Annotated in this window: 27 protein-coding genes; 15 read left to right on the plus strand and 12 right to left on the minus strand. The window is 69.8% G+C overall.

The features are described from left to right. Positions 1-22: 22 nt before the first annotated feature. On the minus strand, positions 23-778 hold the full coding sequence (locus AMYNI_RS0103230; RefSeq protein WP_211225566.1) for a class I SAM-dependent methyltransferase: 756 nt from the start codon (positions 776-778) through the stop codon (positions 23-25). 120 nt (positions 779-898) lie between these two features. On the opposite strand from AMYNI_RS0103230, the gene AMYNI_RS0103235 reads away from it, so the two are divergent. Next, a complete protein-coding gene (locus AMYNI_RS0103235; protein ID WP_020666533.1) occupies positions 899-1,480 on the plus strand; it encodes a TetR/AcrR family transcriptional regulator in 582 nt (193 codons plus the stop codon). Positions 1,481-1,525: 45 nt separating this feature from the next. On the opposite strand, the gene AMYNI_RS47705 is transcribed toward AMYNI_RS0103235, so the two are convergent. From AMYNI_RS47705 to AMYNI_RS0103255, 4 genes are all read right to left on the minus strand, one after another. Continuing rightward, positions 1,526-2,761: an HNH endonuclease signature motif containing protein gene (locus tag AMYNI_RS47705; RefSeq protein WP_020666534.1), complete on the minus strand. Its 1,236-nt coding sequence runs from the start codon at positions 2,759-2,761 to the stop codon at positions 1,526-1,528. Positions 2,762-2,884: 123 nt separating this feature from the next. After that, the gene (locus AMYNI_RS0103245) at positions 2,885-4,096 is read right to left on the minus strand and encodes a glycosyltransferase (RefSeq protein WP_020666535.1); all 1,212 of its coding nucleotides are present in this window, start codon (positions 4,094-4,096) and stop codon (positions 2,885-2,887) included. A gap of 105 nt (positions 4,097-4,201) precedes the next feature. Further along, on the minus strand, positions 4,202-4,555 hold the full coding sequence (locus AMYNI_RS0103250; RefSeq protein WP_020666536.1) for a hypothetical protein: 354 nt from the start codon (positions 4,553-4,555) through the stop codon (positions 4,202-4,204). A 40-nt stretch (positions 4,556-4,595) separates the two neighbouring features. Beyond that, the gene (locus tag AMYNI_RS0103255; protein WP_020666537.1) at positions 4,596-5,273 is read right to left on the minus strand and encodes a TetR/AcrR family transcriptional regulator; all 678 of its coding nucleotides are present in this window, start codon (positions 5,271-5,273) and stop codon (positions 4,596-4,598) included. Positions 5,274-5,351: 78 nt separating this feature from the next. Here AMYNI_RS0103255 and AMYNI_RS0103260 point away from each other — a divergent pair, with 78 nt between their 5' ends. After that, on the plus strand, positions 5,352-6,263 hold the full coding sequence (locus AMYNI_RS0103260) for an MBL fold metallo-hydrolase (protein WP_245573861.1): 912 nt from the start codon (positions 5,352-5,354) through the stop codon (positions 6,261-6,263). 8 nt (positions 6,264-6,271) lie between these two features. Here AMYNI_RS0103260 and AMYNI_RS0103265 read toward each other — a convergent pair whose 3' ends face one another. Beyond that, positions 6,272-6,970, minus strand: coding sequence for an NUDIX hydrolase (locus tag AMYNI_RS0103265; RefSeq protein ID WP_020666539.1), 699 nt, complete (start codon positions 6,968-6,970; stop codon positions 6,272-6,274). A 234-nt stretch (positions 6,971-7,204) separates the two neighbouring features. Between AMYNI_RS0103265 and AMYNI_RS0103270 the strand changes: the two genes are divergently transcribed. Further along, positions 7,205-8,143: an extracellular catalytic domain type 1 short-chain-length polyhydroxyalkanoate depolymerase gene (locus tag AMYNI_RS0103270; RefSeq protein ID WP_020666540.1), complete on the plus strand. Its 939-nt coding sequence runs from the start codon at positions 7,205-7,207 to the stop codon at positions 8,141-8,143. Between the two features lie 14 nt (positions 8,144-8,157). On the opposite strand, the gene AMYNI_RS0103275 is transcribed toward AMYNI_RS0103270, so the two are convergent. Continuing rightward, entirely contained in the window at positions 8,158-8,808 is a 651-nt protein-coding gene (locus tag AMYNI_RS0103275; protein ID WP_211225567.1) for a GntR family transcriptional regulator, read from the minus strand. A gap of 106 nt (positions 8,809-8,914) precedes the next feature. Between AMYNI_RS0103275 and AMYNI_RS0103280 the strand changes: the two genes are divergently transcribed. The 4 genes from AMYNI_RS0103280 (at position 8,915) to AMYNI_RS0103295 (ending at position 11,662) form a co-directional block, all read left to right on the plus strand. Further along, positions 8,915-9,397: an SRPBCC family protein gene (locus tag AMYNI_RS0103280; RefSeq protein ID WP_020666542.1), complete on the plus strand. Its 483-nt coding sequence runs from the start codon at positions 8,915-8,917 to the stop codon at positions 9,395-9,397. 70 nt (positions 9,398-9,467) lie between these two features. Beyond that, the gene (locus AMYNI_RS0103285; protein WP_020666543.1) at positions 9,468-10,337 is read left to right on the plus strand and encodes an AraC family transcriptional regulator; all 870 of its coding nucleotides are present in this window, start codon (positions 9,468-9,470) and stop codon (positions 10,335-10,337) included. Between the two features lie 114 nt (positions 10,338-10,451). Further along, a complete protein-coding gene (locus tag AMYNI_RS0103290) occupies positions 10,452-11,075 on the plus strand; it encodes a ClpP family protease (RefSeq protein ID WP_020666544.1) in 624 nt (207 codons plus the stop codon). Continuing rightward, positions 11,072-11,662: a ClpP family protease gene (locus AMYNI_RS0103295; RefSeq protein WP_020666545.1), complete on the plus strand. Its 591-nt coding sequence runs from the start codon at positions 11,072-11,074 to the stop codon at positions 11,660-11,662. The genes AMYNI_RS0103290 and AMYNI_RS0103295 overlap by 4 nt, the downstream gene beginning before the upstream one ends. A 10-nt stretch (positions 11,663-11,672) precedes the next feature. Here AMYNI_RS0103295 and AMYNI_RS0103300 read toward each other — a convergent pair whose 3' ends face one another. After that, positions 11,673-12,017, minus strand: coding sequence for a helix-turn-helix domain-containing protein (locus AMYNI_RS0103300; protein WP_020666546.1), 345 nt, complete (start codon positions 12,015-12,017; stop codon positions 11,673-11,675). An 87-nt stretch (positions 12,018-12,104) separates the two neighbouring features. Between AMYNI_RS0103300 and AMYNI_RS0103305 the strand changes: the two genes are divergently transcribed. Beyond that, positions 12,105-13,058 (plus strand): aminoglycoside phosphotransferase/kinase family protein, encoded by a 954-nt coding sequence (locus AMYNI_RS0103305; RefSeq protein ID WP_020666547.1) that lies wholly within the window; start codon positions 12,105-12,107, stop codon positions 13,056-13,058. A 6-nt stretch (positions 13,059-13,064) separates the two neighbouring features. Here the strand turns inward: AMYNI_RS0103305 and AMYNI_RS0103310 are convergent, their stop codons facing one another. Next, positions 13,065-15,347, minus strand: a complete 2,283-nt coding sequence (locus AMYNI_RS0103310; protein ID WP_020666548.1) for an ATP-binding protein — start codon at positions 15,345-15,347, stop codon at positions 13,065-13,067. A gap of 128 nt (positions 15,348-15,475) precedes the next feature. Here AMYNI_RS0103310 and AMYNI_RS0103315 point away from each other — a divergent pair, with 128 nt between their 5' ends. The 6 genes from AMYNI_RS0103315 (at position 15,476) to AMYNI_RS47000 (ending at position 21,614) form a co-directional block, all read left to right on the plus strand. Further along, on the plus strand, positions 15,476-15,811 hold the full coding sequence (locus AMYNI_RS0103315; RefSeq protein ID WP_026360003.1) for a YciI family protein: 336 nt from the start codon (positions 15,476-15,478) through the stop codon (positions 15,809-15,811). Between the two features lie 72 nt (positions 15,812-15,883). Beyond that, complete coding sequence (locus AMYNI_RS0103320; protein WP_020666550.1) at positions 15,884-17,101, plus strand: RNA polymerase sigma factor; 1,218 nt, start codon at positions 15,884-15,886, stop codon at positions 17,099-17,101. 113 nt (positions 17,102-17,214) lie between these two features. Beyond that, a complete protein-coding gene (locus tag AMYNI_RS0103325; RefSeq protein ID WP_020666551.1) occupies positions 17,215-17,700 on the plus strand; it encodes an SRPBCC family protein in 486 nt (161 codons plus the stop codon). A gap of 20 nt (positions 17,701-17,720) precedes the next feature. Beyond that, complete coding sequence (locus tag AMYNI_RS43505; protein WP_084628248.1) at positions 17,721-19,124, plus strand: MFS transporter; 1,404 nt, start codon at positions 17,721-17,723, stop codon at positions 19,122-19,124. Between the two features lie 32 nt (positions 19,125-19,156). Next, positions 19,157-20,107 carry a quinone oxidoreductase family protein gene (locus AMYNI_RS0103335; protein WP_020666553.1) on the plus strand — a complete coding sequence of 317 codons (951 nt, stop codon included), beginning with the start codon at positions 19,157-19,159 and terminating at the stop codon, positions 20,105-20,107. A 151-nt stretch (positions 20,108-20,258) separates the two neighbouring features. After that, a complete protein-coding gene (locus tag AMYNI_RS47000; RefSeq protein ID WP_157357236.1) occupies positions 20,259-21,614 on the plus strand; it encodes a serine/threonine-protein kinase in 1,356 nt (451 codons plus the stop codon). A gap of 26 nt (positions 21,615-21,640) precedes the next feature. Here AMYNI_RS47000 and AMYNI_RS0103345 read toward each other — a convergent pair whose 3' ends face one another. Continuing rightward, positions 21,641-22,216: a CGNR zinc finger domain-containing protein gene (locus tag AMYNI_RS0103345; protein ID WP_020666554.1), complete on the minus strand. Its 576-nt coding sequence runs from the start codon at positions 22,214-22,216 to the stop codon at positions 21,641-21,643. 82 nt (positions 22,217-22,298) lie between these two features. Here AMYNI_RS0103345 and AMYNI_RS0103350 point away from each other — a divergent pair, with 82 nt between their 5' ends. Next, positions 22,299-23,471, plus strand: a complete 1,173-nt coding sequence (locus AMYNI_RS0103350) for an epoxide hydrolase family protein (RefSeq protein ID WP_026360004.1) — start codon at positions 22,299-22,301, stop codon at positions 23,469-23,471. A gap of 105 nt (positions 23,472-23,576) precedes the next feature. On the opposite strand, the gene AMYNI_RS0103355 is transcribed toward AMYNI_RS0103350, so the two are convergent. Beyond that, on the minus strand, positions 23,577-24,845 hold the full coding sequence (locus tag AMYNI_RS0103355) for a cyclase family protein (protein WP_020666556.1): 1,269 nt from the start codon (positions 24,843-24,845) through the stop codon (positions 23,577-23,579). A gap of 339 nt (positions 24,846-25,184) precedes the next feature. Beyond that, positions 25,185-25,499: a hypothetical protein gene (locus tag AMYNI_RS47005; protein WP_020666557.1), complete on the minus strand. Its 315-nt coding sequence runs from the start codon at positions 25,497-25,499 to the stop codon at positions 25,185-25,187. Positions 25,500-25,701 lie beyond the last annotated feature (202 nt).

Below are 25,701 nucleotides of genomic sequence, written 5' to 3' on the forward strand. Positions count from 1 at the left end.
TCGTGGCAGAGCCTAGCAGAAGCTAGGAGCGTGCCGCGGCGACCGCCAGCGTGGTGTAGTGCATCGTGAAGCCGCCGCCCATCGCGTCCACCGCGGCCCCGACATCGGCCAGCACCTCCGCCAGCTGATCCGGCGAGAGCCGGGTGAGCCCCCCTTGGGTGGGCAACAGGTCCAGCCACTCGTCCCGGGTGTAGGGCCGCTCCCAGTCGAACCGCCACTGCTCCGGCTCGCCGAACCCGCCGGCCTCCCTGATGCCATCGCCGACCTTGGCGAACATCGCCTGGTACACGTCAGCGATATTGCCCGCCGCCTGGGGGTCGAACGGCGAATCGGGCACCACCCGCCGGTAGACCTCCGCGAACGCTGCCGCCACCGGGGGCGGTGGGTCGAAAACGTGCGCGAACACCACCAGCCTGCCACCGGGCCGCAGCACCAGCGCCGCCTTGGCCGGGCCCGCGACCGGGTCCACCCAGTGCCAGGACTGCCCGGCGACAACCGCGTCGTACTCCCGGCCGGCCGGATCCCATGCCTCGAAGGTCGCCACCTCGGCCTCGACCCCGCTGCGCCGCGCGAACTCGGCCATCCGCGCGTCGGGCTCGACGCCAAGCACCGTGCACCCGGCCGCCTGGAACTGCCGGGCCGCGATGCCGGTGCCGCAGCCGACGTCCAGCAGGTGGCGGCCGGGACTGGCGGTGACGATCCGCGCCACCAGCTCGTCGGGATAACGGGGCCGGGCCCGGTCGTAGCGTTCGGCGTCCACCCCGAACGACTCCGCTATCTGCCTGGCCTGGTGGGACTCGGGGCGGCCGGGATTCGCTTGCTCCGGCGGTATAGTGGGCATGCGCCCACCTTAGTGGGCATGTGCCCATTAGGGCAACGAGCGAGGAGGACGAGCACGGTGCCGACCGGCATACACATCCGCGACGCCCGCAAGCAGCTGTTCGGCGCCGCCGAACGCATCCTGCTCCGAGACGGCCCGAGCGCGCTGACCAGCCGTGCGGTCACCGTCGAGGCAGGTTGCGCGAAAGGTGTGCTGCACCGGCATTTCGCCGACTTCGACGCCTTCCTCGCCGAGTTCGTGCTCGACAGCGTCGACCGGATCGACCCCCAGGCTGCGGCCCTGCGCGAGTCCGCCGGGACCGGCACCGTCGCCGGCAACCTCACCGACGCGGTGACCGCCCTGTTCTCCTCGGTCGCGGTGGCGATCGTCGCACTGATCACCTTCCGGGACGAGCTGCGCGCCCGGCTACGCGAAACCTGGCCAGCCGGCGTCCCTGTGCTGACCGAAGCCGTGACCATGATCGCCCGCTACCTCACCGCCGAGCGCGACCTCGGCCGTATCGCGGCCGACGCCGACGTGGACACGCTCGCGCCCACCCTGATCGGGACCGCGCACCTGCTGTTCGCCGACCGGACCGGCGCCCCACCGAAAACCGGCGACGTCCACCGGGCGGTGACCGCGATCCTCGCCGGCGCCTAGTAGTGGTGCGCGCGGTCGGGCGTCGCCGCCTGCCTGGCGGCAGCATTAGAAAGGCGGTGGCTCGTCGGCGATCTCCGGAGGTGGAGGGGGATCGAGGAGTGGCTCCGGTCTGGTCGAGTAGCTGCGGCCGGTGGGGGTGGTGACCGTTAAATCGGCCGTTCCTGGGTCGAACTCGAAGGTCCAGCCGGGCTCGCCTTTCAAGCCGTGGTGGTGGCGGCACAGGCAGCACAGGTTGTGCTCGCAAGTGTCCCCATTTTCCGACCACGCCGTGCAATGGTCGACATCGCACCGTTGCGCGGGCCGATTACAGCCCGGCGCCCGGCAGGTGCGGTCACGCACCCGAACCAGTTCGGCGAGATCTGCTGGCGGGCGGTAACGCTTGCGGCCGAGATCGCGGACAGTGCCCGATACCGGATCGGTCAACACCTTCCGCCACACCGATCCCGGCTGGTTCATGACCTGACGCCCGATCTCACCGGGGATGGGGCCGTGGCCAACCAGCTCGCAGCCGTCATCGCGGATGCCCAACGCGGTGTCGAGCGGGATGTGGATGAACACCTGAGCGGCCAAGCCTTCCCAGCCCTTACCGAGCAGCAACTCCGCCAACACATCGGCACGCAATTGGTCCATCGTGCGGGTTTCATCGCCGACCCGGAGCTTCCGCGCCAGCATGTCGATCCGGGCGTACACCGCGGTCGCGATCTCGACCGGGAGGTAGGCCCAGAGTGAGGCCATCGCGTCGGGCTCGTGGTGCAACTCGACCCGCCGCTGCTTACGCCGAGCCTCCGCTCGCGCCTGCTGACCTTCGGGATCGAGACTGGCGACAACGCGAGTGATCGTTTTCCGCCAGTTACTCGGATTCTTCTCACCGATGCGATCGGCGAGTATTTCGTCGGCTTGGCGGGCTAATTCGTCCGACAGTACCGCCACGCCATCAAAGGCTTGACGGGCCTTCTCGATATCCAACTCGCCCTCGGTCATCGCGGCCAACAGACACGGCATCCGGGACACCAGCGCTTTCGCCAAGGCTACCCGGGTCGCGGTCGTTTCACGAGACAACCGCAACTCCGGCGCCAACTCATCCGCCACCCACCGCGCACCACCACGAGCGCGGCTGACCTGGGCGATCGCCCGAGCCTGCACCGCCTGCATGCGACAGATCGCCCGCCGAGCCGAGATCACCACCCCCACCGCCTGCGACACATCGAGCCGCTCGATCGACGCCTTATTCATCGACGCCAACCAATCCGGCGGTAACATACTGAAATCAACGTACAACATGCGAACCCCCGTAGTTTTGAATGTACCTCCATAATACCGCCGAAGCCCGACAAAAACCGCCCCCGCTAAAACACGAAAGAAGGAAAAGCGCAGGTCTTACTCGCCGCGGCCAGGAAACTAGCTTCAGAACTGGGCCATCAGCCGTCGCGCGGCGATATCCGCGCCGTCGGTGCGCACCTCGGTGGCGATGTGCTTGGCGCGCACCGCCACGTCCGGCGCCAGTGCTTCGCCGAGGGCCGCGGTCAGCGAGTCGGCGGTCGGCGGGTCGGGTGCGTGCGCGGCCCCGAGCCCGAGGTCCCGCACTCGTCGCGCCCAGTAGTGCTGGTCGGTGTGCTGGGGAAGGACGACCTGGGGCGCGCCGGCTCGCGCGGCCGCGGTTGTGGTGCCCGCGCCGCCGTGCTGCACGACGGCGGCGACCCGCCCGAACAGCTCCTGCTGGTTGACCTCGCCGATGGCCAGGCAGTCGGGTGCGTCGTCCACCAGCGCCAGGTCGGCCCAGCCCCGGAGCACGATCGCGCGCCGGCCGTGCGCACGGGCCGCCGCGATCATGTTCCGGCTGAGGTCCTGCGGCGCGCGGATGCTGCCGAAGCCGAAGTAGACGGGCGGTGCAGCGGCGTCCAGAAAGGACTCCAGCTCCGCGGACAGCGGCCGCTCGTCCGGCAGGATCCAGGCGCCCGTTTGCACGACGTCCAGGCCCGCGGTCTCCGGCCACGGCCCCAGGGTGGGGTCGGCGGCCAGCCAGGGCCGGTCGGTGAACAGGTGGCTCCGGACGTCGGTGACCGGCGCCAGGCCGGCGGCCGTCCGGTGCGCGTTGAGCAGGTCGCGCCAGGTGTCGTTCCAGCGCTGGGCGTCCCGCGCCCACAGGGTGCCGTTGTCCACCGTCCCGTCCGCCGGTTTCTCGCCCAGCATGGGATACACCGGAGGCGCGTGCTGCGGGGACGGCAGGAACGCGGGGCAGTACCCGGCCAGCACGTAGCCGATCCCCCGCTGCTCGGCCACCGTGCGCGCGGCGATCACCAGGTAGCCGCCGGCCACGATGACGTCGCAGCCCTCGGCCGCCGCCGCGACGGCCTCGAACTGGGCGGCCACCGAGTCCGCCACCATCCGGCGCCGCTGCTCGGGTGTGGGCGGCGCGGCCGTGGGGCTGACTTTCCCGGTCGAACGCAGTTCGGGGCCGACGGGCGTGAACGGAATCCGAAAACCCTCGACCTGCTCGCGGAAGTCCGGTGGCGCGCACACCCGGACGTCCTGCCCCAGTTCCTGCAACCGCACCGCCAGCGCCACCACCGGCTGCACATCGCCACGCGACCCGATCGTGCACAGCAGAACACGCATGGAAATCTCCCCTCGTCGGCTTACGACCCGGAATTCTGGACCCGTCCCCGGGTCTTGCCGCAAGCCCCGCACCCTGCTATATGTTCCAATGGGGAGAAAAAGTGCTCAGTTGAGGAAACTCCGCGAAGCCGAAGTTATCCGGACGTCCGGCCACGGTGCCCTGCGGATCGCGGCGATACCGAACACCAGCACCGCGGTGAACCCGATCAGCCCGCCGACCAGTGACAGCTGCGTACGGTCGACCGCGGGCTCCCAGCGGACTTCGTCCTTCTTGAAGACGAACACCCCAACCGGTTTGGCATTGAACCCACGGGTGCGCGCGCGTTGCTCGACCGGGTTGCCGCGCACCTTGAAGACCGGGAGCACCGTCGTGCCGTCGGCCACTTCGAACGGTTCGCCGTAGACCTGGGTGAACCGCTGTTCCTTCGGCAGATTCTCCGGAGTTTCCCGCAACTGCACGACGACCCCTCTCGTAACGATGTTTTCACCGTACCGCTTGTCAAGGGTCCCGTCTCTTGAGCCGTTCGGTGTGGGCGGAACGGGCTTGCGGCCGGTGCGACGCCCCCGGGGATTCCGCCGCCAGGCCGGTGAGCACGGCCCGGACGAGCCGTTCGGCCTCGCGGTCGACGGCGCGTGCGCTGTCGAAGCGCATCAGCCCGTCGCCGAGCAGGGTGGCGAGCCCGTGCAGGGCGGCCCAGAGGATGAACTCGGCCCCGGGGCGCGCCGACGCGGTCAGGCCACCAGCGTCGACGAGCCGGTCCAGTTCCGTGACCAGCACGTCGTGCGGATGCGGGGAGAGCGGCGTTTCGGGCCCGTCGCGGTGCTCGGGGGCCTGGTTGAAGGCGAGGCTGGCGACGGACGGATCCTCCAGTGCCCAGCGGACGTAACCGCGGCCGACCGCGATCAGCCGCTGCTGCGGGTCCGCGCGCTGTTCGCGCGCCCGCCCGGCGACCCTGGCCAGTCGTTCGCCCAACCGGGCGAGCACCACGGCGGACAGGGTGCGGACGAGCGCGTCGCGGGAGTCGAAGTGGTGGTAGGCGGCGCTGGGACTGACCCCGATCCTGGCCGAGACCTCGCGCAGCGACCAACCGTCGACGCCGCGCTCACGCACCAGGGACTCCGCGGCTTCGAGCAATGCGCCGCGCAGGTCGCCGTGGTGATAGCTCCGCCTCGCCATCGCGGAATCTTAGCACCGTTCAGATTCTGTGCTAGCTTCGAGTCAAGCGATGTGAACGCTGTTCAGACAGGAGCGACCGTGCCCGACGCAAACCCCATACCGGACGTGAGCCGCGCGCCGGCGCCGATTGTGAAAGGCGAGCCGGTGCAGGTGGCCGAGGGCGTCTTCGTGCTGGCCGACCACCGCGTGCCGATCGTGCCGAACATCGGCATCGTGGTCGGCGAGCGGGCCGCGCTGGTCGTGGACACCGGTTTGGGGCCCCGCAACGGCAGGTACGCGCTCGAGCAGGCAAGGCGGCTCGCGGACGGGCGGCCGCTGTACCTGACGATCACGCATTTCCATCCCGAACACGGCTTCGGCGCACAGGCGTTCAAGGGCGCCGCCACCATCATCTACAACCGCGCCCAGCGCGACGAGCTGCGCCGCAAGGGCGCGGGCTACCTCGACCTGTTCACCGGCATGGGGCCCGGCATCGCCGACGAGCTGGCAGAGGTCGAGCTGACCGGGCCGGACATCACCTATGCCGGTGGCCAGGCCGAGATCGACCTCGGCGGGCACACCGTGGTGCTGCACGAGTGGGGTCCGGCGCACAGCGCGGCCGACCAGACCGTGCTCGTGGACGGCCGCGTGCTGTTCACCGGGGATCTGGCCGAGACCAGGATGTTCCCGATCACGCCCTACTTTCCCCCGCACGACACCGATGTCGACGTCGATCGGTGGATCACCGCGCTCGACCGGCTGCTGGCCATGGAGCCCACCGTCGTCGTCCCCGGCCATGGCGAGATCAATGACGCCTCGCTGCTCGGCGACGTCCGCGGCTACCTCGACCACGTCCGCGGTGAAACCCTTCGCCTACGAGCCGACGGCACGGGTCTCGACGAGGCGACAGCGGTGATCGAACGGGACGCCCGGGTCCGCTGGCCGGACTGGGACAATCCCGAATGGATCGGCCTGACCGTGAAAGCCTTGTACGCCACCAGCCAAACCTGACCCGAGGCTTACTCCTGGGTCCACTCGGGTTGGGTGAAGTGCGCGACCCTGGCGGCGGCGGGTGCCCGGCCGAGCAGCACGACCTCGCGGAACTGCCAGAGCAGCGCACCGGTGGGCGCGTGGATGGTCATGCCGGGGCCGAGCCGCATCTGCAGCAGCCCGGCTTCGCCCGCCGGCGGGGCGTTGTCGCGCAGCGATTCCTGCCGCACCGCGTCTTCGGCGTGGACCCAGTGCGGAGTGTCGTCGGCGGCCAGCCTGGCGAGGTCCACCAGGTGTACCGAGTGGACCTCGGCCGGGCTGGGGCGCAGGGCGGTGGTGTCGGTCAGCGCCACCACGATCGGGGTGATCGCGAATCCCGACGCGGCCGGGAAGTCGTCGAGCTCGCCGAGGATGTCGCCGGGACTCGCGGTCAGGCCGAGTTCCTCGTGCAGTTCGCGGACGGCGGCTTGCCGGGGTGTCTCACCTTCGTCCAGGCGGCCGCCGGGCAGTGCCCACTGACCGGCGTTGCGACCGCGGTAGGCCCGCCTGATCACGATCACCGCCAGCGCCCCTGCCGCCCGCTCGACCACGCACAGCAGGACCGCCGCGCGGCGGCTGCCAGGGGCCGGCGGAACCTCGGTGCGCTCGAACGCGGCCAGCCGGGAGCGCGCGAGCGCGCGGAAGTCACCGATGCTCTCCGGAACGCTCGGTCCCGTGGTGCGGTCCATGGGTCGATCTTGCCCCATCGCGCGGGGACCATGTGCGCGGAGACCACTACCCGTACCAGCACTGTGGCGGCCGAATCCGTAGCAGCCGGCCGGCTGCGTCCCTAGCGTTCTTCACCATGACGGCGCGCACCGCCTGAATGTCCACTATAGACACTAATCTTTGGAGGGTCGATGACGCCCCGACACCGAATTCCTCGCCGACGCAACGGCTTCGCGATACGCCGCGCCGCGGCCATGACCGCAGCTACCGTGGCCGCGCTGCTGCTGCCCTGGTCCCCCGCGCACGCCGCCACCCTGCAACCGGTCACCGGCTTCGCCAACCCTGGCGCGCTGGCGATGTACGTCTACCGCCCCGCGGACCTTCCCGACCGCGCACCGGTCGTGGTCGCCCTGCACGGATGCACGCAGAACGCGCAGACCTACGCCGACAACTCCGGCCTGACGAAGTTCGCCGACCAGCACAAGTTCCTGCTGGTTTTCGCCGAGCAGTCCACCGGCAACAACCTCAACCGGTGCTTCAACTGGTTCCAGGCCGGTGACATCGACCGCGGCCATGGCGAAGCCGCCTCCATCGGCAACATGGCTGGGCACGCGGTCTCGAAGCTGGGCGGCGACGGCGACCGGGTCTACGTCACCGGTCTGTCCGCCGGTGGCGCGATGACCGCCGTCGTGCTCGCGACCCATCCGGACGTGTTCAAGGCCGGCGCGATCATGGCCGGGCTGCCCTACAAGTGCGCCACCTCCGTGGTCAACGCCTTCACCTGCATGAATCCCGGCGTCGACAAACCGCCCGCCGAATGGGCACAGCTGGCCAAGTCCGGTAACCCCGGCTTCAACGGTCCCTGGCCCAGGGTCGCGATCTGGCACGGCACCGCCGACACCACGGTCACGGAGAAGAACGCCGACGAACTGCGCGACCAGTGGACCGCGGTGCACGGCGCGAGCCAGACGCCCAGCCGCACCAGCACCTTGGCACCCAACAACACCCGGCACGAGGAATACGATGCCAACGGCACAGTCGCCGTCGAACTGAACCGGGTGCCGGACATGCCGCACGGCACCCCGGTCCATCCCGGCTCCGGCCCCGAGGACTGCGGCCAGGCCGGGCCGAACTTCCCCGACACCATCTGCTCCAGCTACCACGTCACCCGCTTCTTCGGCCTCAGCACCTAGGCCGGGGCCGAGGATCAGGTTCCCTTCGCAGACTCACCGGTCAGTGCGGCCGCGGTCAGGGTGAGATGCCGGGTTAGCGCCTCGGCTGCGGCGTCGGCGTCGCGGGCCAGCGCCGCCTCCTCCAGGCGGCGGTGTTCTTCGACGCCGTCCCGGTCCGGGTCGCGGTGCGCCGACCACCGGCGGGCCAGCTCGCTCGCGGTCCACATCCGGTCGAAGGTCTCCAGCAGGACGGGGTTGCCGCAGCCTTCCAGCAGGGTGCGGTGGAAGACCCGGTGGGCTTCGGACCAGGCGTCGCTGAGGTACTCGCCCTCCTCCGGCACGAACACCGGGGTGCGGGCCAGCCGGTGGTGGGCGGCCCGCACGCGGGCCTCCCAGTCGACGTCGCCGCGTTCGATGGACAGGCGCAGCAGGACCGGTTCGATGGTCCGGCGGGCCTCCGCGATCTCCTGCCAGCGGCGGTCGGAGAAGGCCGGCACGGCGAAGCCGCGGTTGGGCAGCCGGTCGGCGAGGCCGTCGCCGACCACCCGCACCAGCGCCTCGCGCACGACGGCCAGGCTCACGCCCTGCTCCCTGGCGAGGTCCTGCGGTTTGAGGGCGGCACCTGGGGCATGGTCCCCGCGCATGATCGAGTCCCGCAGGTGCGCGTAGACCTGCTCGGAGAGCATCTGCTTGCCCGGCATGGCGCCATCATAGACGATTCAGTAGATAATCGATTATTAGTGCTATGGTCGATCTAGTAATCCGCTGAACAACCATGGGAGGAACGACGCGATGAGCGCCACCGAACGGATCGAGGTTTCCCGGCGCATCCCCGCCACCGCAGACGCCATCTTCGCGGTGCTGACCGACCCGAAGGGCCACGTGGACATCGACGCGTCGGGAATGCTCATCGACGCCGAAGGGGAACCGGTCGAGCAGGCCGGCGACCGGTTCCTGGTGCACATGGACCGGGAAGCGCTCGGAGACGTGCCGCTGGGCAAGTACGACGTCGAGGTCGTCATCACCAAGCTCACGCCGGACGAAGAGATCGCCTGGACCGTCGAAGGCCGGCTCCGGCCGCATGCCCGCCACATCTACGGCTACCGGCTGGAGCCTGCCGAGACCGGCACCCTCGTCACGTCGTACTACGACTGGTCGGAGGTCGACGAAAGCTGGAAAGAGCGCCTCACCTTCCCGGTGGTCCCCGAATCCGCCCTCAAGGCAACCCTCGGGATCCTCGAGCGCACGGTCCGCCGGCGAGCCGCCGGGGCATGATCGGATCGGTTCGCAATGGTCGGGCGCGACGGGGGTGCCTTCGACCAGGGTTGACGTCGAAGGAGGCCTCATGATTTCGGCACTCAACCGGCTCGTCGATCTGGTCGAGGAGCACCTCACCGAGGAGCTCGACGTCACCGGACTGGCCGGCGCGCTCGGCACGACCGAGTACCACCTGCGCCGGATGTTCTCGTCGCTGGCGGGCATGCCGCTGTCGGAGTACGTGCGACGGCGCCGCATGACCGTCGCCGCCGCCGACGTCGTCCGGGGTGCGGACGATCTGCTGAGCATCGCCGTCCGGCACGGCTACGGCTCGACCGAGGCGTTCGGGCGCGCGTTCCGGGCGGTGCACGGTGCCGGCCCGAGCGACGTCCGCCGCGACGGAGGCCCCCTTCGCACACAACCACAGCTCAGGTTCCGCCTGACCGTCGAAGGGAACATCCCCATGGACACCCGCATCGCCGACCGCCCCGCGTTCCGGCTCATCGGGCACGCAGCCCGGGTCCCGCTCATCCACCAAGGCGTCAACCCGCACATCCAGCGGCACGTCACCGCACTGCCGCCGGAGGAGCACTCGCGGCTAAAGGCACTCGGCGACACCGAACCGGAGGGTCTGCTGCAGGTCAGCGACGACCTCGACCCGGACGGGACCGAGGGCAGCGAACTGACTTACCTGCACGGGGTCGCTGTCTCCGCGAATACTCCGGCGCCCGGCGACCTCGACGCCATCGAGGTGCCGGCCGGCAGGTGGGCGGTCTTCCGCACCACCGGTCCCCATCCGCAGGCCCTGCAGCAGGCATGGGCCGCGACCGCGACCGAGTGGTTCCCCGCCAACCCGTGGCGGCTGCGGCCGGGCCCCTCGATCGTCGCGGTCCTCGAGCGCGCGGACGACTTCAGTACCGCAACGTGCGAGCTGTGGCTCCCCGTCGAACCAGCGTGAGAGCGGGTCCTGGCACCGTCCACAGTGGAGTGGACGGTGCCGGCCTGCTGAGGGCTGATCTGCTCACGGCAGAGAAACCGGCGCACGGGGCCGGGGCGGCGGCATGGTCGGGGCATGACGAACGAAGAAAAGCAGCCGCAGTTCGACCACCGGCTCCGGGAGCGGTTCCTCGGCCAGCGGGTGCTGGTCCTCGACGGCGTGCTCGACGACGACAACGGGACGGTGCTCGCCACCCAGCTGCTCTCCCTCGCCAGCGAGGATCCGCGGAAGGACATCGCGCTGTGGATTCACTCGCCGGGCGGCTCGGTCCCCGCGATGCTGGCCATCCGCGACGTGATGCGGCTCGTGCCTTGTGACGTGTCCACGCTCGTACTGGGGTTGGCGTGCAGCGCGGGGCAGTTCCTGCTGTCCGCGGGCACGCCGGGCAAACGCTTCGCCCTCCCGCACGCCCGCGTCCTGATGCACCAGGGCTCGTCGGGGATCAGCGGCTCGGCGGTCGAGGTGGAAGTGCAGGCGGACGACCTGCGCCACACCAGGGACACGGTGCTCGGGCTCATCGCGGAGGACACCGGCCAGCCGATCGACCGGATCTTCACCGACTCGCTGCACGACCGCTGGTTCACCACCGAACAAGCACGCGAATACGGCTTCATCGACCAGGTCGTCGACAATCTCGGCCAGGTGCTGCCCGTGCGCACGTACGAACTGGGCCTCGGTTCGAGGGGAGCCGACGCATGAGTTCCTACACCATCCCCAACGTCATCACGCGCAGCGCGGCCGGCGAGCGGATCATGGACGTCTACTCGCATCTGCTGTCGTCGCGGATCGTCTACCTCGGCACCGCGATCGACTCCGGGGTGGCCAACGCGCTCATCGCCCAGCTGCTGCACCTGGAGGCCGACAACCCGGAGCAGGAGATCAACCTGTACATCAACTCCGAAGGCGGCGACCCGTCCGCGATGCTCGCGCTGTACGACACCATGCGCTACATCAAGGCGCCGGTGGCCACGACCTGCGTCGGCCAGGCCGTCGCGGCCGGCGCGGTGCTGCTGGCCGCGGGTGCGCCGGGGCAGCGCGCGGTGCTGCCGCACACCCGGGTGGTGCTGCACCAGCCCGCGGCGCAGAGCCGCGGCACCATCCCGGACCTCATCCTGCATGCGGACGAGGTGGTGCGGGTGCGCACCCAACTGGAGGAGATCCTCTCGAAGCACACCGGCCGTGAGATCTCGGACCTGCGGCACGACACCGACCGGGACCGCGTGTTCGACGCGGCGGGCGCCGTCGACTACGGGCTCGCGGACCAGGTCCTCGACCACCGGATCTGAGGCCCTGGCCTCAGGCGGCCAGCAGCACGGGTCCCGCCGGACGGCGCACGGCCGCGGGACCCGTGCGGTGTCGCCGGAAGTCGCCGGCGATGCCGACGAGCAGGTCGGCCAGGTCGACACCGAGCGCACCGGCGACCGCCGAGATCATCTCGCTCGACGGCTCCTTGCGGCCGCGCTCGATCTCGGACAGGTACTGCGGGGAGATACCGGCCCGTTCCGCGACGTCGACAAGGCGGCCGCCCTGCTCGTCCCTGGTCGCGCGCAGGCTCCGGCCGAGCGCCTCACGCCACAGCGGCTCCGGCTCATGTTCGGGCTCGGGGGTGCGGTTCCGGTGGAATTGGAGAATGTCCGCCATACCGTCATCCTGACACTCCCCCGGCGCCCTTGGCAGCGGTTCCGCTCCGGGCGGACAACCCGCGGTCCCCGTGGCACAGTCCTCAGTGTGCAGTTGGACGATCTGCCGGACTGGCTGCCGGCCTGGTGCCGGGACCAGCTGGGTGGCGAGCCCGCCGACGTGCTGTTCCGGCTGCGACAGATGTCGGTGGTGTTCGGTCTCCGGCTGGCCGGCGGCACGGATGTCGTGGTCAAGGCGCGCCCCGACGACGGCCGGGCCGGGTCGTGCGTCGCGGCGCAGGCCAGGCTGGCCGAGCGCGGGTTTCCGTGTGCCCGGCCGCTCACACCGGCTGTCGGTGTCGGTGCACTCGCCGTGCACGCCGAGGAGTTCCGGCCCGGCGGCGAGGTGTTGCGCGGGGACTCGCCGGACGTGGCCGTGCGCTACGCGGAGGTGTTCGCCGGGCTGATGGCCGAACTGACCGACGTGACCGTCGCGCCCCCGCTGCCGAATCCGCGCTGGGCGCGCTTCGACCACACGGACCCCGGGATTTGGCCGACGATCGACTTCCTCGATGAGCGGGACCAGAGCGTCGTGCCCGCGTTTGTCGTCGACACGGCCGTCCTGGTCCGCAAGCGGCTGCTGGCCACCGGCCTGCCGTGCGTGCTGGGCCACGCCGACTTCGAAGCGCAGAACCTCCGGTGGCACGGCCGGCGGGTGTGGGTGGTGCACGACTGGGACAGCCTGGCGTGGCAGCCGGAGGCGGCGCTGGTGGGCGCGGCGAGCGGGGGTTTCGCCGGCGCCGGGCCGCCCACGCTGGCGCCGGTCCGGAGTTCCGAGGCGTTCCTGGTGGCCTATCAGGACATCCGGGGGCGCTCGTTCACCGCCGAGGAGCAGGAGATCGCGTGGGCCGCCAGCTTGTGGCCGGCGGCGCACCACGCCCGCTGGGAAGCACTGCACGGCGGCAGCACCCCGGTGATCGGCGATGCGCTCCGGGCACAGGCGGCCGAACGCCTCCGCCGGGCCGGAATCGCCCGGGACCCGGCCAGGTCGCGCGGAACGTGACTCGGCTCAGCTCGGGGTGGTGCGCCGCTGTGCGACCCAAGCCGCGAGATGGGCGCGGTTGGCGAGGCCCAGCTTGCCGAGGATCCGGTTGACGTGGGTCTCGGCCGTGCGTACCGAAATGCGCAGCCGGGTGGCGATTTCGCGGTTGGTGAGACCCTGTGCGACCAGGCCGGCGATCTCGGCCTCGCGTCGAGTGAGCGGGTCGTGGTCGCCGGCCGGTTCCCGCGGCAGCTCGTCGTGCAGGGCGTAGTGGATCGCGGCGGCACGGGGAAGTGCCCTCCCCCGGCGCACCGTGTCCTCGAACCTGGCATCGCCCAGCTCCTGCCTCGCCCGGTCGGTACCAGCCCGGTGCCACTGCGCGTCCAGCCTGCCGTGCCTGGCCAGCGTGCCTTCGTTGGAGTACATCGCCTCGGTCACGCCGAGCAGGATCGCCGCGCGCTCGTGCCGACCGGTCAGCGACGCCAGCCACGCCAGTGTCTCCAGGCACAGCGAGCCGATGAAGGCGTTGTCCAGTTTCGAAGCCGCCCACAGCCCGTCGATGGCCGTCTGTTCGGCGTCGGCCAGCTCGCCGAGGATGACGTTGGCGCGGGAGAGCAACATCAACGCGGCGCTGCGCTGGTAGTACTCGTTCCGCTCCGCGCAGAACTGGATGATCCGCGCCAGCTCGGCCCGGCCGGCGGCAGGGTCACCGGACAGGGCGGTCGCGGATGCGGCCGAGCCGAGCATCGTGAGCTGCGGGCCCGGCAGCCCGTGCCGGCCGAACACGGCCGCCGCCGCGGTCGCGTCCGGGATGACGCGGGCCGCGTCGTTCTGGATGACCGCGAAGATCGTGCGGGCCCAGGCCGCCCACGCACCCGACAGCTCGTCGCCACGTCGCGTGGCGATTTGCTGCGCCTGGTCGAGCAGGTCGGCGGCGGCATCGGGCTCGTTGTGCACCGCGGCGAAGACCGAGCTGACCGCCAGGCCGGGCACCCGGTCCGGCACGTCCGGGGGCGCCGCGGCCAGCGCGCGGTTGATCCAGATGCCCAGCTCGGCGTCGAAACCGCGGACCGCGAAGTAGTCCCGTAGCTGCCACATCATCCGCAGCGCGATGTTGGCAGTCTCGGGCTGCTGGAGGCAGAAGGTGATCGCGGCACGCAGGTTGGCATGTTCGCCGCGCAGCTCGCGCACCCAGGCCACCTGATCCGGCCCGACCCAGTCCGCGGCGAAGGAGTCGGCCAGTTCGGCGAGCCGGCGCTGGTGGCGGAGCTGGAGCCGGACCAGCTCGCCGGCCTGTTCCAGGCGCTCGATGCCGTATTCGCGCAACGTCTCCAGTAGCCGGAACCGAAGCCGATCGGGCTGTTCGACCCGGATCAGCACGGACTTGTCGACAAGGCCGTCGATCAGATCGAGGATGTCCGCCGCGTCGATGCCGTCCCCGGCGCACACGTGTTCGGCGGCGGGCAGATCGAACGAGCCGACGAACACCGAGACGCGGGCCCACAGCAGCTGCTCGCCGGGAGAGCAGAGGTCGTAGCTCCAGTCGATGGTGGCCCGCAGCGACTGCTGGCGCTCACCGGCCGCCGCGAACTTCACTGCGAGCAGCCGGTCCGGATGCTGTTGCAGCCGTTCGGCGATCTGCTCCGGTGACAGCGTCCGGATCCGCGCGGCGGCCAGCTCGATGGCCAACGGCACCCCCGCCAGCTGCCGGCTCAGCCGCGCCACCGCGGCGGCGTTGTCGACGGTCAGCTCGAAGGACCACCACGCCGCGCGGGCGCGATCCACGAACAGCCGCACGGCGTCGTACCGGCCGAGCTCGTCCGGTGCGGGGGCACTGGCCTCATCGGGTACGGACAGCGGTGGCACCGTCATCACCTGCTCGCCGTCGGACTCGAAGGACTGCCTGCTGGTGGCCAGCACGGTGACCTTCTCGGTGCTCGCCAGGATCTTGTGCACGAGCTCGGCACAGGCGAGGATGAGATGCTCGCAGTTGTCCAGCACCAGCAGCAGATGCCGGCCGCGTAGATGGTCCAGGACGCTCTGCTCGGTGGGATCCAGCAACCCGAGCTCCGCGCCGACCGTGTTCGCCAGCAGGGCCGGCTCCCGCAGCTCGGCCAGCGGCACGAACACGGCGCCGTCGGCGAACTCGCCCGCGACCTCACGCACCACCTGCACGGCCAGCCTGGTCTTGCCGACGCCACCGGTCCCGGTCAACGTCACCAGCCGGGACACCGACAACAGCCGCCGCGCCTCGGCGGTCTCCCGCTCCCGGCCGACATAACTGGTCGGCTTAACCGCGTTGCGGTCCATAGTGGTGCGAACGCTACGCGGGCGATCACCTTGGCGCAACGCGGCCAGCACACAGTCCATTGCGGACAGCCGAGTCAGGTTTCCTGTCGTGACAGCGCTTCGAGCGACCGATCGGGCATACTGGTGTGGTGAAGTACGTGCTGCTGATCTGTGACGATGAGAAGGTGTCGCCGTCGATGGAAGAGATTGCGGCGGATCCCGCGCACCAGGAGTACACGGCGGAGGTGGATCGCCGCGGCGCCAGCCTCGCTGGTGCGCGGCTGCGTCCGGTGGCGGATGCGACGACGGTCCGGGTCCGGGATGGCGAGATGCTGGTGTCCGATGGCCCGTTCGCGGAGACGAAGGACTTCATCGGCGGTATCCACATCATCGAGTGCGCTGATCTGGATGACGCGCTCGCGATCGCTGCGCTGCATCCCTACGCGAAACACGGTTGTGTCGAGGTGCGTCCCGTGTGGGAATGACCGCCGACGTGCTCTTTCCCGCGGAGGCGGCGATATGATCGCCGACGTGCTTTTTCCCGCGGAGGCGGTGATATGACAGCGCCAGACGAGGTTCGGGCCGCGGTCGATGCGGCGTATCGGCACGAGTGGGGCCAGGTGGTCGCCACGCTGATCGGGCTGACCGGGAACTGGGACCTGGCCGAGGACTGCGCGCAGGACGCGTTCGCCGCCGCGCTGGCGACCTGGGCGCGCGATGGGGTGCCCGAGCGTCCGGGTGCCTGGCTCACCACGACGGCGCGGCACCGGGCGACCGATCGGCTGCGGCGGGACACGGTGGGTGCGACGAAGCTGCGGCAACTCGCGGTGCTGGAGCGGGATCCGATCGAGCCGTTGGCGGAGGAGATCCCGGACGAGCGGTTGCGGTTGATCTTCACCTGCTGCCATCCCGCGCTGCCGTTCCCGGCCAGGGTAGCGCTCACGCTGCGCACGCTGGCCGGGCTGAGCACGGGTGAGATCGCCAAGGCGTTCCTGGCCGCCGAGCCGGCGATGGCGCAGCGCCTGGTGCGCGCCAAGCGCAAGATCGTGGAGGCGGGGATCCCGTACCGGGTGCCGCCGGCGGAACTGCTGCCGCGGCGGCTGACCGCTGTTCTGGCGGTGCTGTACCTGATCTTCAACGAGGGCTACGACGAGGTGGACGGGCGCAGGGCGCTGGCGGCCGACGGGATTCACCTCGCCAGGATGCTCGTCCGCCTGATGCCGGCCGAGCCCGAGGCGCGCGGTCTGCTGGCGTTGATGCTGCTGCTGGAGGCCCGCCGCGCGAGCCGCACCGACGACGGCGTGCTGGTCACCCTGGAGAACCAGGACCGGTCCCGGTGGGATCGCGCGCTGATCACCGAAGGCGTCGCGACGCTCGACGAAGCGTTGGCCATCCGGCGTTCCGGGCCGTATCAGGTGCAGGCCGCGATCGCCGCCTGTCACGCCACCGCCCCGGACTCCGCGGCTACCGACTGGCCGCAGATCGCCGCCCTCTACACCGAGCTCGCGCGGCTGACGCCGTCGCCCGTGGTGGACCTCAACCGCGCCGTAGCGATCGCGATGGCCGACGGCATCTCCGCCGGGCTCGCCCTCGTGGACGAGCTCGCCGGGTCCGGCAAGCTCGACGGCTACTACCTGCTGCCCGCGACCAGGGCCGATCTGCTCCGCCGGGACGGCCGGCTCGCCGAAGCCGCCACCTCCTACGAAGAAGCGCTGAAACTGGCACCGACCGACGCCGAACGCCGGTACCTGACCACACGCCTGCACAGCCTCTGACCAGCATCGACCAACACGGTCGAACTTTTTCCGAAACTCTTCCGCGCCGATGTCGATCCAGGGCGGCCTCCTTCGTCGGTGGGCAAAACCCACCAAAGAGAGAGGCGAGAACGATGTCGAACAACCTGACCGCCACCATGACCGTCGACCGGACGCCGGACGAGGTCTTCGCGGCCATCACCAATGTGCGCGGCTGGTGGAACGAGAACCTCATCGGCCACTCCGCCGCCCTGCACGACGAGTTCGTCTTCACCGACGACTTCACCCACGCCGGGGAAACGGCCCAGGGCAAGGAGGGCATCCGGTTCGCCCGGTTCCAGCTCACCGAGGTCGAGCCGGGCAAGCGGATGATCTGGCACGTCGTGGACTCCTACCTCACGTTCGTCGACGACCGCGACGAGTGGACCGGCACCGACGTCGTCTTCGACCTCACCGCCAACGCCAAGGGCACCACGCTGCATTTCACCCACATCGGTCTCACCGCTGCCGAATCCGAGTGCTTCGACGCGTGCTCACGCGGCTGGACCTTCTACATCACCACGAGCCTGCCGCAGCTGATCACCACCGGCACCGGCCAGCCCATCGCGAGCTACCGCTGAGCCGAAGGGACCCAGAACCCATGTCTGTCATCGAAAGCTCCGCACAAGCCACCACCGCCGGTCCGCCGGCACGTCCTCGCCAAGGGGTCGTGCTCGGACTGGCCTGCGCCGCCCAGGCGATGGTGGGCCTGGACATTGCCATCGTGAACGTGGCCCTGCCCTCGATCCAGCGCGACCTCGGCGTCAGCCAGAGCAGTGTGCAGTGGGTCGTGGTCGCCTACGGCCTGCTGCTCGGCGGGTTCCTCCTCGTCGGCGGCCGGATGGCCGACCTGCTGGGACGACGCCGCATCCTGCTCGCCGGGCTCGGCCTGTTCACCGCCGCATCGCTGCTGGCCGGCTTGGCGCAGCACGGCGGCGTGCTGATCACCGCGCGTGGGCTCCAGGGATTGGGTGGCGCGCTCGTCGCACCCGCGGCGTTGTCGCTGCTGGCCGTCACCTTCCGCGAAGGGCGGGAACGCAACCGGGCCCTCGGCATCTTCGGCGCCGTCGGCGGCGCGGCCGGAACGGTGGGTGTGGTCGCGAGCGGCCTCATCGCGGCCGGTCCGGGCTGGCGGTGGGCGTTCTTCATCAACGTTCCGGCGGGCCTGCTGCTCATCGCACTCGCCATCACCTGCCTTGCCGCCGATGCGGCCCGCGGGCGTCCCGGACGGCTCGACGTCGCGGGGGCGAGCACGATCACCGGCGGACTGCTGATCTTCGTCTACGCGCTCCACAACGCGTCCACCCGCGGATGGGCCGCCACCTCCACCCTGGCGTGGTTCATCGCGGCCGGCGTGCTGATAGCCGCGTTCGTCTGGATCGAGAAGCGTTCCGCCGCCCCGCTCGTGCCCGCCAAAGCGTTGCGGAACCGCACGCTGGCCGCGGCGAACCTCACTACGCTGCTCGCGTTCGGTGCGTTCTTCTCCTTCATCTTCCTCGGATCGCTGCTGATGCAGCAGGAACTCGGTTACACCCCAACGCAAACCGGCCTGGCCTGGCTGGCGACGACGATGACCGAATTCGCGACGGCGGCCGCCGCGGGGCGTCTCGTGGCCGCCGCGGGCGTCCGCCGCCTGCTGGTCACCGGCCTGACGCTGCTGGCCGCCGGAATGGTGTGGCTGACCCGGGTGCCCGCCGACGCCGACTACCTCACCGGCCCGCTTCCGGCGTTCCTGCTCGCCGGGCTCGGCTTCGGCCTCTGCGGACCCGCGCTGCAAATCGGCGCGCTGTCCGGCGTCACGGAATCGGAATCAGGATTCGCTTCCGGCCTGATCGAGACCATGCGCGAGCTCGGTGGCGCGGCCGGAGTCGCCGCGGTGTCCACCGTCCTGGTCGCCGGAACCGGCCTAGCCGGCTTCCACACCGCCTTCGCCGCCATCGGTGTCCTCGCCGGCCTCGGAGCCATCACCGCGGCGGCCGGATTCCGGAGGTACAGTGGCGGTTAGTTTGATGGTGGTCGTACAAGGAGGTGAGGGTTGTGCGCGCGATCGGCCTGACCGAGTTCGGTGGACCCGAGGTGCTGCGGGTGATCGAACTGCCCGATCCGGTGCCGGGCGGTGGTGAGGTGCGCATCCGGGTGCACGCCGCCTCGGTCAACCCCACCGACACCTTGCTCCGCTCCGGCGCCACGAGCGCGCGGTTCAACGGCCGTCCCGGGCCGTATGTGCCGGGTATGGACGCGGCGGGCGTGGTCGACGCGATCGGACCGGACACCGACACCCCGCTCCGGCAAGGGGATGCGGTGGTCACGATCGTCCGCCCCTACCAGCCTCGCGGCGGCGCTTACGCCGAGCTGGTCGTGGTGCCCGCCGAGTCGGTGGTGCCGATTCCGTCCGGTGTGGACTTCCCGGCCGCTTCCACGCTGCTGATGAACGCCCTCACCGCCAGGCTCGGGCTGGATCTGCTCGCCGTGCCGGCCGGCGGCACCGTCGCGGTGACCGGAGCGGCCGGGGCCTTCGGCGGATACGCGGTGCAGCTGGCCAAGAGCGATGGGCTGCGCGTGCTGGCCGACGCCGCACCGGCCGACACGCGGCTGGTGGCCGGTCTTGGCGCGGATGAGGTGGTGCCGCGCGGTGACGACGTCGCCGATCGGTTCCGCGCGTGCGCGCCCGCGGGGGTGGACGGCGTGCTCGACGGGGCGATGCTGCACGAGCTGGTCGTCCCGGCGATCCGGGACCGTGGCGGGATCGCCGTCATCCGCGGCTGGGACGGCCCGGTCGACCGCGGTATCCGGGTGCACCCGGTCTGGGTCACCGAAGGGGCCACCGATCACGCCCGGTTGCTCCGGCTGCGGGACCAGGCCGAGGCCGGCGAGCTGACCCTGCGCGTTGCCGACGTGCTGCCCGCCGACCAGGCGGCCAAGGCGCACCGGCGACTGGCCGATGGCGGGCTGCGGGGCCGTCTCGTGCTGGACTTCACCGCCGTGTAGTTAGGTGGTGTCGGTGTGGGAGCCTGGCGGTTAGTCGCGATTCCGGGCGACTTTGTCTTGGCGTGTCGGCGCCTGGAGGAGGAACCTGAGTGCGCAGAGATCGGCGACTCGTGTCGGAAGCCAGGGGTGTCGTGGGCGTGGAGGCGTGCTGGTGGTGGTGAAACTTCGCCGGGGCGGCGATCCGCGGCGGATCGGTCGGTACCGGGTGATCCGGCAGCTCGGTGTGGGCGGCATGGGCGCGGTCTATCTGGCGTCCGGCAAGGACGGCCGGTCGGTGGCCGTCAAGGTCATTCGCGCCGAGCACGCCGCCAATCCGGTGTTCCGGGCGCGGTTCAGACGCGAGGTTGCCGCCGCCCAGCGGGTGCGTCCGTTCTGCACCGCCCCGATCATCGATGCCGACCCCGACGCCAACCCGCCGTACCTGGTGACCGAGTTCGTCAACGGCCCCAGCCTGCACGACCACGTCGCCACCAGCGGGCCGCTGCGCGGCGCGGATCTGGAAGCGCTGGCGGTCGGCGTGGTGGCCGCGCTGACCGCGATTCACGACGCCGGGGTGGTGCACCGCGATCTGAAGCCCGCGAACGTGCTGCTGTCGCCGTTCGGGCCGCGGGTGATCGACTTCGGGATCGCCAGGGTGACGGATCTGACGCGGCTCAGCGTGGACGGCGCGGTGATGGGAACCCCGGCGTTCATGGCACCGGAGCAGGTTCGGGCCGAGCAGGTCACGACCGCCGCCGACGTGTTCGCCTGGGGTGGGGTGGTCGCGTTCGCCGCCCGTGGCGAACCGCCGTTCAGGGGAGAGTCGACGGCGGCCGCGCTGCATCAGATCCTCACCGGCGAGCCCGGCCTCGGCGGTCTGGACGGCGCACTGCGCGACCAGGTGCTGGCCGCGATGTCGAAAACTCCCGAGCGCAGACCGACCGCCCACGACATCCTCGGAAGCCTGATCTCCAGCGGCACGCCCGCACCCGCCGAGGTGCCCGACGTCGAGGCGCCCCGGGCCGCGCCGAGCGGCGCCGACCCGGCGGAGGTCTCCTACCGGCGCGCCGCGGAGGCCGGTGACGCCACGGCCATGCACGATCTGGCGGATCTGCTCCGCAAGAGCTACCGGACCGAGGAGGCCGAGCACTGGTACCGCAAGGCCATCGACGCCGGCGCGATCTTCGCTCCGGTCAACCTCGGCCTCCTGTACGACCAACGAGGTGAACTCGACGAAGCGGAACACTGGTACCGCAAGGCCGTCGACAACGGCGTGACCGCTGCCATGGCCAACCTCGGCGCGCTGCACGAGAAGCGGGGCCAGCTCGACGAAGCGGAACGCTGGTACCGCAAGGCCGCTGACGCGGGATTCGCCGGGGGCATGGGCAACCTCGGCCTGCTGCTCCAACATCGCGGTGACAACGCCGGGGCCGAGCACTGGTACCGCCAAGCCGCCGACGCCGGCGACACCTGGGCCGTGGACAAGCTCAACAACCTGCTCCGAAGAGGCGCTGAAGAATCCCACTAAACCGCAAAGCAGCAGGTTTCCACAGGTCACTCCGCTGCTCTGGGGTTTTTCCGCTGGTTGGCATTGAAGCGCGCTTTCTTCTGGCGATTCCCGCACGTGTTCATGTCACACCATTTGCGGGTGCGGCTTTGGCTGGTGTCGAAGAAGGCGGCTTGGCAGGTTGGTGATGCGCACAAGGCCAGTTTTCCGTCTCGTTCGCCTGCGATGATGCTGATCGCGTCGGCGGCGATCACGCTGAGGGCATCTTCCACGCAGGACGCCGAGCTGAGCCGCCACCGCCGCTTGCCCTCGGGCGTCAGGATGGCCGCGGCCCGCCCCTGAGCGCTGCGGTCATTGATGACCTGGACAGCAGCCGCGGGGAGAGCGCCTTGGATCGCGGCCGCTGTCGCGGCGGCGTGGATCGACTCCCTCAGTTCCCGAGCGAGGTCGAGCTGGGCGGTCGTGCAGGAGTCCACCGCGAGACCGCTCACCGCCAGCCAGTCGACGAGTCGGTGCGGCGTGGGAATGCGCTCCACAGCGTCGCCATTACGCTCCGTCAGCGTCGCCGTGAAGCTGGTCGCCAGCACGTTACCGAGGCGAAAGTCGGGGAACCCAGCACGCATGGAACCACCTTAGCTGGTTGCACGCCGACATGAAGCCATGCTAGAACCGTCTTAGCCGGTTCCGCGATGGCCAGGAGGTCTCATGCCCCGTCCAACCAGCGACGTGCAAGCATTTGAAGCCCACGCACCTGACGCTGACCTCGACGATCTGCGCGCGCGACTGGCCGCGGCGCGGCTACCGGAGGCCGAAACGGTCTACCGCGCCGCGCCCGACCCTCGCCGATGGGAACAGGGCGTTCCGCTCGCCGACCTCGTCGAGGTCGTGAACTACTGGCGCACCGGGTACGACTGGCGGTCGTTCGAGGATCGCCTCAACCGGATCGGCCAGTTCCGCACCACCATTGACGAGCTGGGCATCCATTTCCTGCACCGCCGATCCTCGCGCGCAGATGCCACTCCGCTGATCTTGACGCACGGCTGGCCGGACAGCGTTGCTCGGTTCATCGATGTGGTGGACGAGCTGGCAGATCCGAAAGACGCGGACGCGCCGGCGTTCCACGTCGTGGTCCCGTCACTACCGGGCTTTGGCTACAGCGACAAGCCGGCCACCACCGGGTGGGGAACCGAAAAGATCGCGGCCGCATGGGTGGAACTGATGGGCAGGCTCGGCTACCCCAAGTTCGCCGCGCACGGCGGCGACTGGGGAGGCAATATCACCACGGTTCTCGGCGGCAGGTTCCCGGCGCACGTGCTCGGCATCCACACAACGTTCGCGGAGGGACCGCCCGGGTTGACAACGGACGGGCTGACGGCGGTCGAGCGCGAGTGGACCGAGGAAACCCGCGATTTCTGGCGCCACCGCGCGGCGTACGCGAAGCAGCAGGCGACCCGACCGCAGACCATCGGCTACTCGCTCGTCGACTCACCGGTCGGGCTGCTCGCCTGGATCCTGGACAAGTTCGCCGAGTGGTCAGATACCGAAGACAGCCCGTTCGAGACGATTTCCAGAGACCGCGTTCTTGACGACGTGACCCTGTACTGGCTGACGCGGACCGGCGCTTCGGCGGCCCGCATCTACTACGAAAGCCACAACTCGTTGGACCCCGAACTTCGGGTCGACGTCCCGTCGGCACTCACCATGTATCCCCGCGATGTCGAGAAGTGTCCGCGCCCCTTGGCACAGGAGCGGTACCGACAGATCGTCCGATGGAGGGCGCCCGAAAGCGGCGGGCATTTCCCGGCGCTGGAGGTTCCCGAGTATTTCGTCAAAGATCTACAAGAGGGACTCGCGGCAGTGCTGGCCGCTAATCGGTGAACGGACAGCAGTGCGGTGAGACGCCAGGGAAAGGGCGCCCCACCGAGACACAAGTGAAGGCCGCCGTTCACCCAGCGGATGCGCAGGCGGCCTTCACGAGCAAGGTCAGCGACGTCGAGGCTGTCCCATCGCAAGCGGAGGAGTGTTCCCCGCGGTCGCCCCTTCAGCGAACTGAGGGGTCACCGCGAAGACAAATTCATACACCCGGTCGTCGGCGAGCCCGTCGAGCACGTAGGACTCCCCTATCCGGATTCCGTTGCGCATCAACAGTTCCTGGTGCACCGGGAAGGCCGCTCCGTCAGCGTTGACCGGGTTGCCGAGAACCTCGAGCGCCCAGGTGTCGCTGCCGATCACGGCAGGCCGGAACCGGGCCAGCCAGCGAGCTTCCCGCAAATAGATCCCGGGCATCCCGTTCGGGGCCTCCCACCGGCGGATGTCATCCGCATCGCGGCGGGCGAGAAGCTGGTTCCAACCCGTGCGAAACAGCACTACATCGCCCGGCGCGATCCGATCGATCCCGCCGAATTCCATCGCTTCCTTGATGTCCTCGACGGTGATCCGGTAGTTCTCCCGCAGCAACGGCTTGCCGTTGCTGGCTGGTTCGGCGAGATCCCCGGTCCGGCCCGCGGCCAGCTTCATTCCGAGGATGTCCAGCAGCACGCCCCGGGTGACAACCGGGCCCATGTGTTCGTTGCCCAGTTTCGTGACGCCGTTGCCGGCGGCTAAGTCGGGACCTCGGAAACCGTTGTAGTAGTACTCGGCCGCGCCGATGTGGCTGAGGTTGTCGAGTTGGGAGGCGATTTGATAGGTCGTGGCCAGCGGCACCGGGTGTTTCGCCGACTTTTCCGCCGCGAAACGCTCTTCGTGGTAGCTGAGTTTGTTGGCGCCGAGCGGTTCGGTGGTCATCAGCACGCCACCTGCCTCCTGGAACCCCGGCGGAGGCCGATACCCGGCGACGGTGAGCCGCTGCTCGTAGGTACGACGAGGATCGGTCTTGAACGCGGGGAAGCCGTTCCACATCAGCTCCCCCAGGTTGTACGTCCGCACCGGCCGGCCAGGTTTGAGCACGCTCAAAGCCGCCGCGGTCTTGCCAGGAGTCACCTCGTTGAAACTGCCTCGTTGATCTTCTGCGCCGTACCGGCTCGGTGCCCAGTCCGTCAGGTTCGCGGGATCGGCATAGTCGAAAGGCGTGTCATCGAAATCGTCACGCCGGTCAGGCCTGGCCATGCGGGCGATGTCGGCTTCGGCGCTGGCCGGCTGCGCCCCCGCGGGCAGGGCGACCGCGGCGGCTCCGGCGGCACCTGCCATCCGGAGAGTGTCCCGCCGGTTGACGCGATACTTGGCGAGGTAGTTACGCAGAAGATCGGGATTCATCCGGGACTCCTTTGTTAGTCGCCCTTCCTGATAACACACCGCCTCGGTGGTGTCACCCCGGCGGACGGCATAGCTCAGGAGGCGATGCCGGGCATTGATGAACCACGTTCCCTGTGATTCCACCAAGCCGGCCGCGTTTACTCACCTACTCGCGGCTCCGCAGCACTACGTACCCTTTCGTCCTTGGCGCGCTGGTACTGCGTCCAGTACCAGCTCCACGGTGGCGAGGAAGCTCTCGCGGGTGAAACCGATGGGTTGGATGCGGCGACTGTGGTGAGCCAGCACGGGGTAGTCCGCTGGGTCGGCGCCCAGTGTGATGACCCGGAAGGTTTCCAGTCTTCACTTTTGCTCGGTCGGGCCGGAGGATTGGCCGGCTGCGTGCGCGGAGATGAGGGACACGGACAGGGTCACCAGCCGGTGGTACCACTCGGGGATGAGTTCCTCGGGGACTCCGGCGTCGCTGAGGGCCTGCAGGGTTTCCTCGATCACCAGTTGGCTGCCGGGTCCGCTGCCTGGGTAGTGGCTGGTGTCCTTGGCCAGTTGTGGCAGCGCGGCGTAGGCGTCCCATGAGCGCAGGGTCAGGTCGAGGAGTCGCTCGCGCCAGGTCCCCTGCCGCTGGTAGTCGTGCATGGCTTGGACCAGCACGTGGTCCACGATTGATATCCCCGCAGGAACGGCTGCGGTCTTGATCCGCGAGCACGGCGCGGGTGCGCTCTCCGACGAAGAGCTGGTCGGCCTGGCGGACCTGCTGCTGATCGCCGGCCACCAGACCACCGCGAAGGTGATCTCGCTCTGAACGCTCGCGTTGCTTGGCTCGTCTCGAACTGCAGACGGTCTGCGGTCCTTGCCCATAGCC

The organism is Amycolatopsis nigrescens CSC17Ta-90, from assembly GCF_000384315.1.
Classification (GTDB): Bacteria; Actinomycetota; Actinomycetes; order Mycobacteriales; family Pseudonocardiaceae; genus Amycolatopsis; species Amycolatopsis nigrescens.